10 protein-coding genes are annotated in these 13,568 nt (G+C 69.3%); 6 read left to right on the top strand and 4 right to left on the bottom strand.

What is annotated here, in order from left to right; all coding sequences use genetic code 11:
* Positions 1-54: 54 nt before the first annotated feature.
* Positions 55-2,223, bottom strand: coding sequence for an alpha-galactosidase (locus ABH941_RS30735; protein WP_370132847.1), 2,169 nt, complete (start codon positions 2,221-2,223; stop codon positions 55-57).
* Positions 2,224-2,603: 380 nt separating this feature from the next.
* On the opposite strand from ABH941_RS30735, the gene ABH941_RS30730 reads away from it, so the two are divergent.
* The 5 genes from ABH941_RS30730 (at position 2,604) to ABH941_RS30710 (ending at position 9,794) form a co-directional block, all read left to right on the top strand.
* Positions 2,604-3,575 (top strand): carbohydrate ABC transporter permease, encoded by a 972-nt coding sequence (locus ABH941_RS30730; RefSeq protein ID WP_243875993.1) that lies wholly within the window; start codon positions 2,604-2,606, stop codon positions 3,573-3,575.
* A gap of 12 nt (positions 3,576-3,587) precedes the next feature.
* Positions 3,588-4,412 carry a carbohydrate ABC transporter permease gene (locus ABH941_RS30725; RefSeq protein WP_370132846.1) on the top strand — a complete coding sequence of 275 codons (825 nt, stop codon included), beginning with the start codon at positions 3,588-3,590 and terminating at the stop codon, positions 4,410-4,412.
* Positions 4,413-4,509: 97 nt separating this feature from the next.
* Positions 4,510-5,865, top strand: coding sequence for a sugar ABC transporter substrate-binding protein (locus ABH941_RS30720; RefSeq protein WP_370132845.1), 1,356 nt, complete (start codon positions 4,510-4,512; stop codon positions 5,863-5,865).
* 93 nt (positions 5,866-5,958) lie between these two features.
* Positions 5,959-7,014 carry a LacI family DNA-binding transcriptional regulator gene (locus ABH941_RS30715; RefSeq protein ID WP_370132844.1) on the top strand — a complete coding sequence of 352 codons (1,056 nt, stop codon included), beginning with the start codon at positions 5,959-5,961 and terminating at the stop codon, positions 7,012-7,014.
* Between the two features lie 230 nt (positions 7,015-7,244).
* Positions 7,245-9,794, top strand: a complete 2,550-nt coding sequence (locus ABH941_RS30710; RefSeq protein WP_370132843.1) for a CBM35 domain-containing protein — start codon at positions 7,245-7,247, stop codon at positions 9,792-9,794.
* A 64-nt stretch (positions 9,795-9,858) separates the two neighbouring features.
* Here the strand turns inward: ABH941_RS30710 and ABH941_RS30705 are convergent, their stop codons facing one another.
* The 3 genes from ABH941_RS30705 to ABH941_RS30695 all read right to left on the bottom strand — a co-directional run bounded on the left by ABH941_RS30705 (position 9,859) and on the right by ABH941_RS30695 (position 10,973).
* On the bottom strand, positions 9,859-10,044 hold the full coding sequence (locus ABH941_RS30705; RefSeq protein ID WP_370132842.1) for a hypothetical protein: 186 nt from the start codon (positions 10,042-10,044) through the stop codon (positions 9,859-9,861).
* Between the two features lie 76 nt (positions 10,045-10,120).
* On the bottom strand, positions 10,121-10,357 hold the full coding sequence (locus tag ABH941_RS30700; protein WP_370132841.1) for a hypothetical protein: 237 nt from the start codon (positions 10,355-10,357) through the stop codon (positions 10,121-10,123).
* Positions 10,358-10,523: 166 nt separating this feature from the next.
* Positions 10,524-10,973, bottom strand: coding sequence for an N-acetyltransferase family protein (locus ABH941_RS30695; protein WP_370132985.1), 450 nt, complete (start codon positions 10,971-10,973; stop codon positions 10,524-10,526).
* A 1,033-nt stretch (positions 10,974-12,006) separates the two neighbouring features.
* Here ABH941_RS30695 and ABH941_RS30690 point away from each other — a divergent pair.
* Positions 12,007-13,566, top strand: a complete 1,560-nt coding sequence (locus ABH941_RS30690) for an ABC transporter substrate-binding protein (RefSeq protein ID WP_370132840.1) — start codon at positions 12,007-12,009, stop codon at positions 13,564-13,566.
* Positions 13,567-13,568: the final 2 nt, after the last annotated feature.

Here is a 13,568-nt window from a genome sequence, read left to right as displayed (position 1 = left end):
GCCTGAGATACCCACGGTGCAAGGAGGAGATTACCGTTCCCGGCCCGCGCCGGTTCAGTCGACCGCCAGTCGCACCACTACCGCCTGCGGTGCCTGCGGGAGCTCGACGGTGAGTTCGCCGTTCTCGTCGTCCCAGCGCACCGCGCCGGGCGCGGCGGCGGGGTGGACGACCTGGACGCGGACGCCCTGCCCGCGCAGGTGCGGGAGGCTGAGGATGCGCTGCCGGGCCGGTGCGGACTCCTGCGCGCCGTCGGGCGCCGGGCGGCGCCAGACCGTCAGATAGCTGGCGCCGGCGCCGCGCAGGCCGAGGGCGAGCCAGTCGTCCTCCCAGCCGGGCAGGCCCAGCGGCCAGAAGGGCAGGGTGCCGGGAAGGTCGGCGCGGACGGCCTTGTAGGCGGCGACGCCCTCGGCCACCAGGGCATGCTGACGTTCCGTCATACGGTCCAGGAAGCCGGAGAGGTGGATCCGTCCGAGCATGGCCCCGGCGAGGATGAAGGCGTTCTCGTCGTCGCTGAACTCCGGTTGCGGGTAGGCCCAGACCGCGCTCTGCTCAGGGGTGACCGCGGTGGGGGCGGCCGCCGCTATCGGCGGGTAGCACAGGAAGTTCTCCTGGTCGCTGGTGGACTGCAGTTGCATGACCGCGAGTTGGGCGTAGTCCATCCGCAGGCCGCCGGAGCCGCAGTTCTCCAGGACCAGGCCGGGGTGGCGGTCCAGCAGGGACTCCAGCCAGGCCAGATGGGCGCGGTGGTGGCCGAGCAGGCCGGCGCCCGGGGACTGACCGTCCGCGTCGGTGCCCGGACCGGCGTTGATGTTGTAGTCGAACTTGAAGTAGCCGACACCCCAGTCGCCGACGATGCGGTCCACGACCGCGTCCAGGTGGGCCCGGGCGGCCGGATGGCGCAGGTCCAGGTGGTGGCGTCCGTGCTCGGTGACCCGCACGCCGCCGCGTTGGAAGAACGCCTCGTCGGGCAGGGTCCGGGCGATCGGGCTGCGGACCCCGACGACCTCCGGCTCCAGCCACAGCCCCGGCACCATGCCGTGCGAGCGGATGGCGTCCAGCACCAGTTGCAGTCCGCCCGGGAAGCGGCGCTCGGCCGCCTCCCAGGCTCCGACCGAGTCCCACCAGCCCAGCGCGTCGTCGTCGTACCAGCCGGCGTCGATGACGAAGTACTCGGCGCCGGCCCGCCCGGCCGCCTCGATCAGCGGCAGCAGCCGCTCGCTGCTGGGGTCGCCCATCAGGGTGTTCATGTAGTCGTTGTAGATCACCGGCAGCGCGTCCAGGTCCGGGTGCGGACGGCGCAGCAGTCTGCGGTATTCGGTCAGGGCGCCGAAGGCGGCCTCGGGACCGCCGGACTCCACCACCGCGAGCGCGGCGGGGACGGAGCTGAACTCCTCCCCCGGCGCCAGCGCGCAGCTCCACTGGTGCCGGGCGTCGTCGGGTCCGGCCAGCACCAGGTAGGCGCTGCGCCGGCGTTCGCCGAGCTCATAGCGCCAGCCGACGCTGGACTCGACCTGCCAGGCCCAGGCGCGGCCGGTTTGACGCTCCGTCAGTACGCCCAGCGGCAGACTGCCGGCCGTGGACCAGCTGCCCCGGGAGGAGCGCTCGAAGCAGCCGCGGCCGTCGTGGCCGCCGGCCGAGCGGTCCAGGTCGACCAGGTACTCGCGCAACGGCGCCTGCCGCCAGCGGAGTTCGGCCAGCCAGTCGTTGTCGGCCCAGTGCAGGTCGAGATCGGCGGGGGCGCCAAGGCCGCCGAGGGTGAGCGTGCTCACCGACTCGATCCGCAGCGTGGTCGCGCTGTCGTTGCGCAGCAGCACCCGTGAGCGCAGCACCGGCAGTTCGGCCCTGGTGCTCAGCTCCACCTCCGCCGACAGCCCGCTCACCGGGTCGTCCAGCCGGACCCGCAGCCGGTCCCAGCCGTCCAGACGGTCCAGCAGATGGCCCTGGTGCCGCATCCGCGCGCCGATGGCACTGTCGACGGACCGCTCCCCCGACCACTGGCGTCCGTGCCCGGTGGCGACGACCTCCACCAGCGGGACGAGTGCGTCCCACTCCGCCCCGGGCGCGCCGAACCGGACGCCTCCCCCCTCGGACAGCAGCACCTGAACGCCGAGCGTCTCGTGCGACCAGAGCACGGACCTCTCCCCCGTGCGAGCAACAGTTGTCAACGCGTGTTCTCCTTGCGTGCGTCCAGGACGGCCCTTGAGGCGTCCGCGCCTCGTCATGTGACCGCTAACAATCTTGGCTTGCCGACAGCCGCTCACACAAGAGCCGTAACCTCGGCGCCGATCGCCCGGTGGTCACGGCGGGGTGACGGTACAGACGGCCGCCGTCACCAGGAATCCCAGGCGATGTGACAATCCAGCAGCTCAGGGCAGAGATGACGGTGTCGGCCCCCGCTCCGGCCCGGATCCGGCGGCAAAACTAATCGTGTCCGGGCTCTTGACGGTCTTCTTCTGTTACCGATAACTATGTGCCTACGTCACGGCGATGTTAACGCACACATCAATTCCCCCAAGGCCCGGGCGACCAGGGGAAACGCGTCTCGTACTCAGCCACGCCCACGCCACCATGCTCTGTCGCCAGGCCGCAGGGAGTAGTAATTGTGACCACCAACAGCCCAGGTCTCGCCACCGCGGGACCGACACTGTCGAAGCAGGACGCCCCCACCCCCGCGGTGGCGGCCCCCGCCCGACGGCCGAGGCGGATCCGCACGACCGTGGAGGCCTACCTGCTCATCGCTCCCAGCCTGGCGGGATTCCTGCTGTTCCTGCTGGTCCCCATCATCGGGGTCTTCGTCCTCAGCCTGTTCAGCTGGGACCTGGTCGGCACCCCGCAGTTCATCGGGCTCGCCAACTACCGCCGCCTGGCCGGCGACGGAGCGGCCTGGACGGCCGTCGGCAACACCATCTACTACGTGGCGCTCAACATCCCGGCGCAGACCGTGCTGGCGCTGGCGCTGGCCATAGCCCTGAACCGGAAGATGCGCGGCGCCAAGACGTTCCGGGTCCTGTTCGTCCTCCCCTGGATGGCGATGCCGGTGGCCCTGGGCATCATCTGGACCTGGGCGTTCGACCCGCGCCACGGATCGGTCAACCACCTGCTGTCGCTGGTCGGGATCGTCGGCCCGAACTGGCTGACCTCCACCACCTGGGCGATGCCGGTCATCGCCTCGGTCAACATCTGGCAGTACACCGGCTACACCATGCTGTTCCTGCTGGCCGGGCTGCAGGCGATCCCGGAGCAGATCTACGAGGCCGCCGCGGTGGACGGGGTCAACGCGGTGCAGCGCTTCTTCAAGATCACCCTGCCGCTGCTGCGTCCGTCGATGTTCTTCGTCCTGATCACCAATGTCATCGGCTCGTTCCAGCTCTTCGACACGGTCTTCGTGATGACCCAGGGCGGCCCGGGGACCTCGACCACCACCCTGAACTACTACATCTACCAGCAGGCGTTCCAGCTCTTCCACGCAGGCTACGCGGCGACCCTCGCGATCGTGCTCTTCCTCATGATCCTCCTGGTGACGGCCGGTCAGTTCCTGTACTTCCGCAAGCGCACCGTCTACGACTTCAGCTGAGGGACGATCACCATGTCAAGCACCGCTGTGCGTAGGACACTGCTCTACCTGGCCCTTCTGGCCGGAGCGCTGGTCTCGGTCGCGCCCTACCTGATGACCCTGAACGCCTCCTTCAAGACCACCCAGGGGATGTTCTCCACCCAGGCCTGGACCCCGGCCCATCCGGCCACCTTCTCCAACTTCAGCTCGCTGTGGTCCAAGTACGACATGTCGGGCTTCATGGTGCACACCCTGATCGTGTCGGTCGCCATCACCATCGGCCAGGTGGTGTTCTGCTCGCTCAGCGCCTACGCCTTCGCCCGGATGGAGTTCCCCGGCCGGGACCTGCTGTTCTGGGGCTTCGTGGCCACCATGATGGCCCCTCAGATCGTGACCCTGGTACCGCTGTTCTTCATCATGAGCCACCTACAGCTGGCGGACACCTACCGGGCGCTGATCCTGCCCTACGTCTTCGGCACCCCCTACGGCATCTTCCTGGTGCGGCAGTACTTCCGCACCATCCCGCCGGACCTGGAGGCCGCCGCGCGCATCGACGGCGCCGGCACCTGGACCATCCTGTGGCGGATCATCCTGCCGCTGAGCCGCCCCATCCTGGCGACCCTGGCCACCGTCACCTTCGTCAACAGCTGGAACAACCTGCTCTGGCCGCTGATGGTGACCAGCAGCGAGCGGACCACGGTGGTCACCGTCGGCATCTCCGCGCTCCAGGGGCAGTACGCCTCCCAGCTCAACATCGTGCTGACCGCGGCGGCCGTCGCCCTGCTGCCGCTGATCGCCGTCTTCCTGCTGTTCCAGCGCCACATCGTCCGGTCGATCGCCCTCACCGGACTGAAGTAGGCCCCCGCCCGCACCCCCGGCCGTCCCCTCGGACGGTCCCCCGAGCTGTCCCCTCACCCCACCGCGCAGCATCCCACCACAGAGAAGTGGACACCCCATGCTCAAGCTCACCACCAGGAGATTCGCGGCCACGGCCGCCTGCGCCGCCCTCGTCGGCCTGACCGCCGCCTGCGGTGGAAGCAGCTCCGCGAAGGCCGGCGGCACCGTCACCCTCACCTACATGATCTGGCAGGACTCCGAGAAGGCCGCCTACCAGGCCTCGCTGGACGCGTTCGAGAAGGCGCACCCCAACATCAAGGTGAACCTGGAGCTCGTCGCCTGGGCGCAGTACTGGACCAAGCTGCAGACCGGCGCCGCCTCCCGCAACATGCCCGACGTGTTCTGGGACCACCTGGCCTACCTGCCGCAGCTGTCCAAGGAAGGGATCATCACCGACATCAGCAGCAAGATCAAGGCCGCCAACCTGGACACCAGCGTCTACAGTCCCAAGCTGCTGTCCCAGTGGCAGTCCGGCAGTGTGACCTACGGCCTGCCCAAGGACTGGGACACCATCGCCACCATCTACAACAAGTCCATGCTGGCCAAGGCCGGTCTCACCGCCGACCAGATGAACCACCTGACCTGGGACGCCACCACCGGCGGCAGCTTCGTCGCGGCGCTGCAGAAGCTCACCGTCGACGTCAACGGCAAGCACCCGAACCAGGCCGGCTTCGACTCCAAGCACGTCAAGACCTACGGCATCGCCCTGGAGGCCCCCAACGGCCAGCAGGACTGGTGGAACTTCGGCCTGCAGAACGGCTGCCAGCTGCAGGACAAGGCCTACGGCAAGTGGACCGTGAACACCCCCGCCTGCGTGCAGGCCATCCAGTTCGAGCAGGACCTGCGCGACAAGTGGCACGTCGCCGCGCCGGGCTCGCTGACCAACACCCCCAACGCCGCCGATCTGCCGACGATCCTGGCCAAGGGCGACGCTGCGACCACCTTCGACGGCGACTGGGACCTGACCGCCTTCCAGGCCGCGATGCCCGCCGGGAGCTGGGGCGTCTCCTCGCTGCCGAGCGGCCCGGCCGGCACCGGCACGGTCTTCAACGGGCTGAGCGACGCGATCTACTCCCACACCAAGCACCCCGCCGAGGCCTGGGAGCTGGAGCAGTGGCTCGCCTCCGCCGCCTCGGAGAAGCTGGTCGCCGACAGCGGCACCGTCTGGCCCGGCATACCCACCCTGAACAGCGGATTCGCCACGGCCTGGAAGCAGAAGGGGGTCGATGTGACCGCCTTCCAGACCGGCTCCGAGGGCAACACCATGGGCTACCCGCTGACCACCTCCAACACCACCTTCAACAACGTGGTGCTGCAGGACTTCAACCAGGTGTGGCTGGGGCAGATGACGCCGCAGGCCGCAGCCGACGACGTCAACACCAAGTCCAACGCGGCCATCACCAGCGGCAACTGACCGCGACCGCGGCGACGCCGGCGACCGGCCTGCGAATTGACACCGCAGGCCGGCGCTTCCGAGAATGACCGAATGACTGGGAGCGGTAACAGCATGAGCAGGGACACCTCCGCCGCACCGGGACCAGCGGCAGGCGCCCAGGCCACCAGCATCTGGGAGGTGGCCCGGGTCGCCGGGGTCTCGCACCAGACCGTCTCCCGGGTCATCAACGGCAAGCCGCACGTCAAGGACTCCACCAGGGCCCTGGTGCTGCGGACCATCGAGGAGCTCGGCTTCACCCCCAACCGCAGCGCCCAGGCCCTGGCCGGCGGCCGGGCCCGTTCCGTCACCGTCCTCACCGTCGACCCCGCCCTCTACGGCTACGCCGCCGCGCTGCGGGGCATCGAGGAGGAGGCCCGCGCCGCGGGCTTCACCGTCGGCATCAGCGTGCTGGAACCGGACGCCGCCACCGGCACCCAGGACGTCATGGAGCGGCTCGGCGGCCCCGGGGCGCCGGCCGTCGTCATCGCGTTCGAGACCGTCGGCGCCCGGGTGCTGAACGCGCTGCCCGCGGACCACCCGGTGGTGGGCCTGATGGAGCGGCCGGACAGCGGCCAGCAGCAGTCGGGACGGCCGCAGGTGTGGATCGACGACCGGGGCGCGGCCGCCCACGCCACCCGCTACCTGCTCAGCCTGGGCCACCGCACCGTGCACCACCTGTCCATCCCCTCCTCCAGCGACCAGCTGACCCAGCGCACCCACGGCTGGCAGGACGCGCTGCGCTCGGCCGGACGACCGGTGCCCACCCTGCTCGACGCGGGCTGGACCCCGCGCTCCGGCTACCTGGCCGCCAGCACGCTGCTGGCCGACCCGGGCGTCACCGCCATCCTGTGCGGCAACGACGACGTCGCCCTCGGCGTGCTCCGCGCCGCCCGCGAGGCCGGCCGGGACGTCCCGGGAGACCTCAGCGTCATCGGCTTCGACGACGCACCGCAGTCCGCCTACCTCACCCCCTCACTGACCACGGTCCGGCTCGACTTCGAAGGCCTGGGGCGGTCCGCCTTCGGCCTGCTGCACGCCCTGCTCGACCCGGACTCGGCACCGGCCCCCGGGCTGTGGGCCGAGCCGGAGCTGGTCCTCCGCGAGAGCAGCGGACCCGCGCCGCGCTAGGGCTGCCCGCCCTGCCCGTCACCCCCCACCACCGGCCACACATGGGGCCGCCGCTGCGGCTTGCCTCCCGCCACAAACTTGTCATGTTCAAGATCGAACCAAGCTTCCCGGCGCGGTCGCGCCGGGAGAACCGAGCACCACCCCGTCCCACCCGTCCACCCACCGTTCCTGGATCCACCTCACCCAGTTGGAGCGATCCCACCATGAGATTCGCAGGCGCAGTCACGCGCTTGACGACCGCGATGCTTCTGCTCGCGGCCGCCTCGGGGGCAAGTGCCGTATCCGTCCAGTCCGCCTCGGCGGCGACCTCCACCATGACCGTGAACCTGGGCAGCAGCACCGGTTCGGTCCTGCACGGCGCCAACGGCGCGCTGTACGGGCTGTCCGACGCCGGCGTCCCCAGCGACAACCTGCTCACGCCGCTGGCCGTGACCACCATCGCCCAGAAGGCGCCGGGCGGCACCCAGCACCCCAACGGCGACGCGGCCAAGGTGTCCGGCACCTTCGTCAAGGACTCCAGCAACGGCAAGATCCTGATCTACATGCAGGACTACTACCCGGACTGGCCCTACGCGACCACCACGCTGTCCTCGTACCTCTCGGTGGTCGACACCATCGCCGCCACGGTGGTGGCCAGCCCGCAGCACTCCTCCTTCGAGTACGTCCCGGTGAACGAGCCGGACGGGATCTGGTTCGGCCTGGGCGTCAGCTCGACCTCCACCTACGACACCAACCGGGACACCTTCTTCACCTGGTGGGACGCGATCTACGCGGAGATCAAGAAGGACGACCCGACCGCGAAGATCGTCGGCCCCAACGAGGCCAACTTCGACACCCGCTTCCTCCCCGACTTCCTGGCGCACGCCAAGAGCGCCGGCACCCTGCCCTCCATGATGAGCTGGCACGAGCTGTCCTCCAGCTCCACCGCCAACTTCGCCTCCCACTACAGCACCTACCGCGCCGAGGAGACCGCCGCCGGGGTCAGCGCCCTGCCCATCGACATCACCGAGTACGGCGACCGCCGCGACCTGTCGGTGCCGGGCCAGCTGGTGCAGTGGATCTCGGCGTTCGAGAACGCCAAGGTCTACGGCGACATGGCCTACTGGGACATCGCCGGCAACTTCGACGACCTGACGACCGGTCAGAACACGCCCACCGGTGCCTACTGGCTCTACGACTGGTACGCGCGGATGTCCGGGAACACGGTCTCGGTGACCCCGCCGTCCCCGAACACCACGGACACCCTCCAGGGCGTGGCCTCCTACGACACCGGCAAGGACCAGGCCCAGGTCATCCTCGGCGGCTCCTCCGGGGCGGCCAATGTGGTCGTGAACGGGGTCTCGTCCAGCGTCTTCGGCGCCAATGTCGCCGCGACCGTCGAGGAGACGGACTGGTCCGGCTACGCGGGCGCCGGCGCGGCGCCGCAGGTGATCTCCCGGGCGGTGTACTCGACCTCCTCCGGCAGCATCACCGTGCCGCTGACCGGCATGAAGGCCATGTCGGCCTACCGGATCGTGCTCACCCCCTCCAACGTCACCACCCCGACCGCGGCCAACGCCCCGTACAGCGCCTCCTACGAGGCCGAGAGCGCGGCCATCACCAGCGGCACCGTCTACACCCAGGGCACCGTCAGCAACGCCAACGGCTATGCCACCTCCGGGACCCAGGACGTCGGCTCCCTGAACACCTCCACCAGCGCCGTCACCTTCACCGTCACCGCCCCGACGACCGGCTCCTACGACCTCGGCATCTACTACGGCAACCAGGGCGGCACCTACGCGCAGCAGGCGCTGAGCGTGGACGGCACCGCCTCGCAGCTGGTGAACTACCCCGCCACGCTCAACTGGCTCTGGCGCAGCCGCAAGGACGTGACCCTCGCACTCTCGGCGGGCACCCACACCATCACCCTGGCCAAGTACAACGCGACCCTGGGCACCGCGATCGGTGAGGTGACCCTGGACAAGATCGACCTGACCGCGGTCTCCTCGGCCGCGACGGTCTACGAGTCGGCGCTGAGCCGCACCAGCGGCACCGTCAGCTACAACTACACCGTCTCCGACGGCACCGGTGAGGGCCGGGCCGTGCTCGCCTCCGGAGCATCCTCGACCGCGGACGTCTACGCACCCAGCGACGGCTTCTACACCACCACCGTCCGCTACGCGACAAGCGGTTCGCTCACGCTGACCGCCAACGGGAACACCGTCACCGGCGGCACCCTGGCCTCCACCTCGGGCGCCATGTCCACCGCGACGGTCAGCCTCTACCTGCAGGCCGGGATCAACCCGGTGACGGTGAGCGCCAACGGCGCCGCCTCGGTGGAGAACGTCACCGTCGCCGCGACCGGCAGCACCAGCGGGGTCACCACCTACCAGGCCGAGAGCTCCGCCAACACCCTCGGCGGCACGGCCGTAGTCACCGCCAACACCTGGGCCTCCGGCGGCAGTTACGTCGGCTACATCGGCAACGGATCCGCCAACACCCTCACCTTCAACGACGTCAGCGCCGCACACGCCGGCACCTACATGCTCGCCATCCAGTACTCCAACGACGACACCTCGGGCTCGGGCAACTACAACTCCAACATCGAGTCCCGCACCGCGTCCATCTCCGTCAACGGCGGGACGGCAACCACGGAGGTCTTCGCCAACACCTTCAGCTGGGACCAGTTCAACACGGTCGACATCCCGGTGACCCTGGCCGCCGGCAGCAACACCATCACCTTCTCCAACGCGTCCGCGTACGTCCCCAACATCGACTCCATCCGAATCGCCGCGCAGTAACGCTCGACTGACTAATCGTCACATCCAAACCGAGGCCTGGGGCGCGCTGCGCCCCGGGCCTCGGTCAACGACGCGTGCTTCCTCTGCGGACGACGGACCACGACGCGGGCGACGCGGCCAGATTGTCCCCGAGCGCGAGGTGCGCGCACGCGGTTCCCTGGTCGCGCAGCGACTGTGCGACCGTGGTGAGCCCGAGTTCGGCGGCCACAGCGCCGTCGTCCCACCCGGTCACCGCGATGTCGTCGGGCACAAGGCGCCCTCACGGCCGCCCTCTTCCTGCTGGCTCCGCCACTCCTACGTCTCAGCGGATTCAACCACCCGACGAACTAGCGCGTCCGCTCCAGGGTGTAGCGGTCCTCCCTGGTCACCACCAGGGCGGTGGCCGGGGCGCTCGCGCTGCGGTGCCTCATCTTGTGCACCGGCGCCGCGTTGGCCTGCTCCAGCGCCGAGGCGGTGGTCGCCGCCGGGCCGAGGACGACAGCAGCCGCCACCCCGGCCACCACCCACGGCCTGCTGGTGAACCAGCCCCGCAGCCCAACACCCTTGACCTCACTGCCCGTCATCTGCCCCTCCTCGCCCAGTGGCCCGCTTGCTCGACACTCCTGACTCTCGACCACCGATCTGGAGATCCTCTTTGGCTTCTCTCTGAGCCTGATGAGAACACCCCGCCACCGCGACGGCTCCCAGTGCAGGCCCGCCGGCACCCAATGCGGCGGTGCCAGACCGCAGTCAGAGAGCGCGGTGCATGATGTGCAGCCCGACATAGCCGTTCGTCGGATGCCGGAACCCTTCCGGCAGTGTGCCCAGCACGTCGAATCCGAGGGATCGATAGAGTTGCACCGCGGCCGTGTTCGTCTCGACGACTGCGTTGAACTGCATCGCCCGGAAGCCGGCCGCGCGTGCCCACTCCACCGTGTACTCGCACAGGGTCCGGCCCACGCCGCGCCCGGAGTGCGCCGGGTCGACCATGTAGCTGGCGCTGGCGATGTGCGAGCCGTTGCCCATGTGGTTGGTGTTCATCTTCGCCGTGCCCAGCACCCTTCCGGCTTCGTCGACAGCAACGACCGTGCGGTTCGGCGCGGACAGGAGCCACCAGTCGCGGCCCGGCTCCTCGCTGAGATCGGTCGGATAGGTGAACGTCTCGCCCGCGGCGACGATCGTGCGATAGCAGGGCCAGATGGCGGGCTAGTCCCCGGTGTTGGCTTCCCTGACCAGCATGCGGACAGGATGCAGGAAACGCCCGCAGGGTCGCCAACACATGTGTCCCGGGTTTGGAGACAAGTCCCGCCACGGCGCTGGCGAAGCACTGCGGCGGGGCGCGGCTTTGCGGACCCGAGGGGCGAGGGGCGGCGTAGCTGGTTGTTGGCGGCAGCTGCAGGTGGCTTACATGGCGCCACCGTTGCCGCCCTCCGCCGTCCGTGGCTTGTTGCTGCTGCTCGCTCCGCTCGCGGGCCGACTACGGGAGGGGGCGACCCGGCTGGGCGCCGTAGGCCCGTGCGGGGGGCGTGCGGGCTGGCGAGGGGGCGCGCGGCGGTCGGCGAGGTCCGTTTTGGGGTCACTCGACCCACTTTGGGGTCACTGCCTTGACGACATAACGGACATACACGGCAGGATTTGTCGGACGAGTGACCCCAAAGTAGGTCGAGTGACCCCAAATGCATAGGACACCTACCTGGCGAATCGTTTCTGCAGGCACCACCGACCGCCCCGCCGCCCGGCAACGGCGCGCCGCCCGCACCCTCCCCCGGCCTTGTCGCCGCGAGCGAAGCGAGCAACAGCAACAAGCCACGGACGGCGGAGGGCGGCAACGGCGGCGCCATGTAAGCCACCCACAGCTGCCGCCCCCAGCACCGCCCGCACATGCTGCCGAACCGGACGCCGATCGCGGGTCAACTGCTTGACGCTGCGCGCGACCGCTCGCTCCTCCAGCCACGACCTGCGCCTGCTCGCCAGCCGGCCCGGCGGACCAGCCCCCCCGCGCACCGGCCGGACGCGTTAACAGAAACGTTTCACGGCGCCATTGCCCGGATCGCACGGAGCGTGAATCATATCGCTCTATCGAACGGTGCAATCGCTCGCTTGGACGATAAGCGATCCAGCGGGGCGGCCGAGACCTCAGGCGAAGTCGAAGGGCGGAGCGATCGTGGTGCTGTCAGGTGGAGTTGAGCCCGGTTACGGTGACGGTGAAGGTGACGGGGAGAAGGCATGGTCAGTGTCGAGACGCGGGCTGCTGGCCGCGGGTGCGGGGGCGGCGGCCGGCGGCTTGCTGTTGACGGCGTGCAGTGCTGCGGGGTCGAGCGGCGGTACGGCGCTCTCCACAGCTGCGGCCTCCGGGAAGGCCCAGTCGGGCGGGACGCTGCGGATCGCGCGGCCGCCGGCGTCCAGCGCGGAGACGCTGGACCCGGCCAGTTCACTGTCCGCCTACGAGTACCTGGGCGCCCTCTACAGCCGGCTGGTGCGGCGCGGCAGTGACGGCAAGCCCGCCGCCGACCTGGCGACCGCCTGGGAGATGTCGGACCAGGCCAGGACCTGGACGTTCACCCTGCGCAAGGGCGTCACCTTCCACAACGGCCAGTCGTTCACCTCCGCCGACGCCGCCTACACGCTGGCCCACATCCTCGACCCTGCCACCAAGTCCCCGCAGGCCGGCGTGCTCAGCACCTTCGTCAGCACGTCCGGGATCAGCACCCCCGACCAGAACACCCTGGTGGTCAAGCTCAAGGCGGCGCACGCCGAGTTCCCGACGCTCCTCATGCACTACAACTGTTACGTCATTCCCAAGGACTCCGCCGCGACCACCCCGACCAAGGGCATCGGGACCGGCCCGTTCAAGCTGGCGTCCTTCACCCCCGCAGGCCCCGGCAAGGTCGTCGCCAACACGGACTACTACGGCGGACGGCCCGCCCTCGACACCATCGCCTTCTCCTCCATCGCCGAGACCCAGAGCCGGATCAACGCCCTGCTCTCCCAGCAGGTCGACCTGATCTCGCAGACCAACCTGGACTCCGCCGGGGTCAAGACCGTTCAGGCCTCTTCCACCGCCACCGTCGTGGAGGTCAAGAACGCCCAGTGGTACACGCTGCCCATGCTGTGCACCGCGGCGCCCTTCACCGACCCCAAGGTCCGGCAGGCCTTCAAACTCGCGTACGACCCCGCCCAGGTCATCAAGCTCGCCGTGCAGGGCCACGGCACGATCGCGCACGACAACCCCGTGCCGCCGGACGATCCCTACCGCCTGGACTACACGGTGGCGCCGGACCCGGACAAGGCCAAGGCGCTGCTGAAGGCGGCCGGCCACGACGGGCTCACCCTGCCGCTGTACACCTCGGACTACGACAGCGTGCTCACCCCGCTCGCCCTGGCCATGAAGGACACGGTCGCCCACGCGGGCATCACCCTGGACATCCAGAACTCACCGTCCGACTCGTACTACACCAAGATCTGGATGCAGAAGCCGCTGATGACCTCGTACTGGTACGTCGGCCGCCCGATCGACCAGCTGCTCAGCGAGATCTTCCACTCCGGCTCCGCGTACAACGAGTCCAAGTGGTCCAACCCGACCTTCGACGGCCTGGTCGCCTCGGCCCGCAAGGAGACCGACGACGCCAAGCGCAAGCAGCTCTACCAGGACGCCCAGAAGCTGATGGTGGATCAGGACGGCACGATCATGCCGTTCTTCGCCAGCCGCATGGTCGGCATATCGAAGAAGGTCGTCAACTACCACGAGAGCGGCTTCGAGTTCGACTACCTCAGGATCGGGCTCAGCGCCTGACA

It is taken from the genome of Streptacidiphilus sp. EB103A, from assembly GCF_041261405.1.
Classification (GTDB): Bacteria; Actinomycetota; Actinomycetes; order Streptomycetales; family Streptomycetaceae; genus Streptacidiphilus.
Note: the sequence above shows the minus strand (reverse complement) of the source record. Positions and strands in the feature narration are given on the sequence as shown.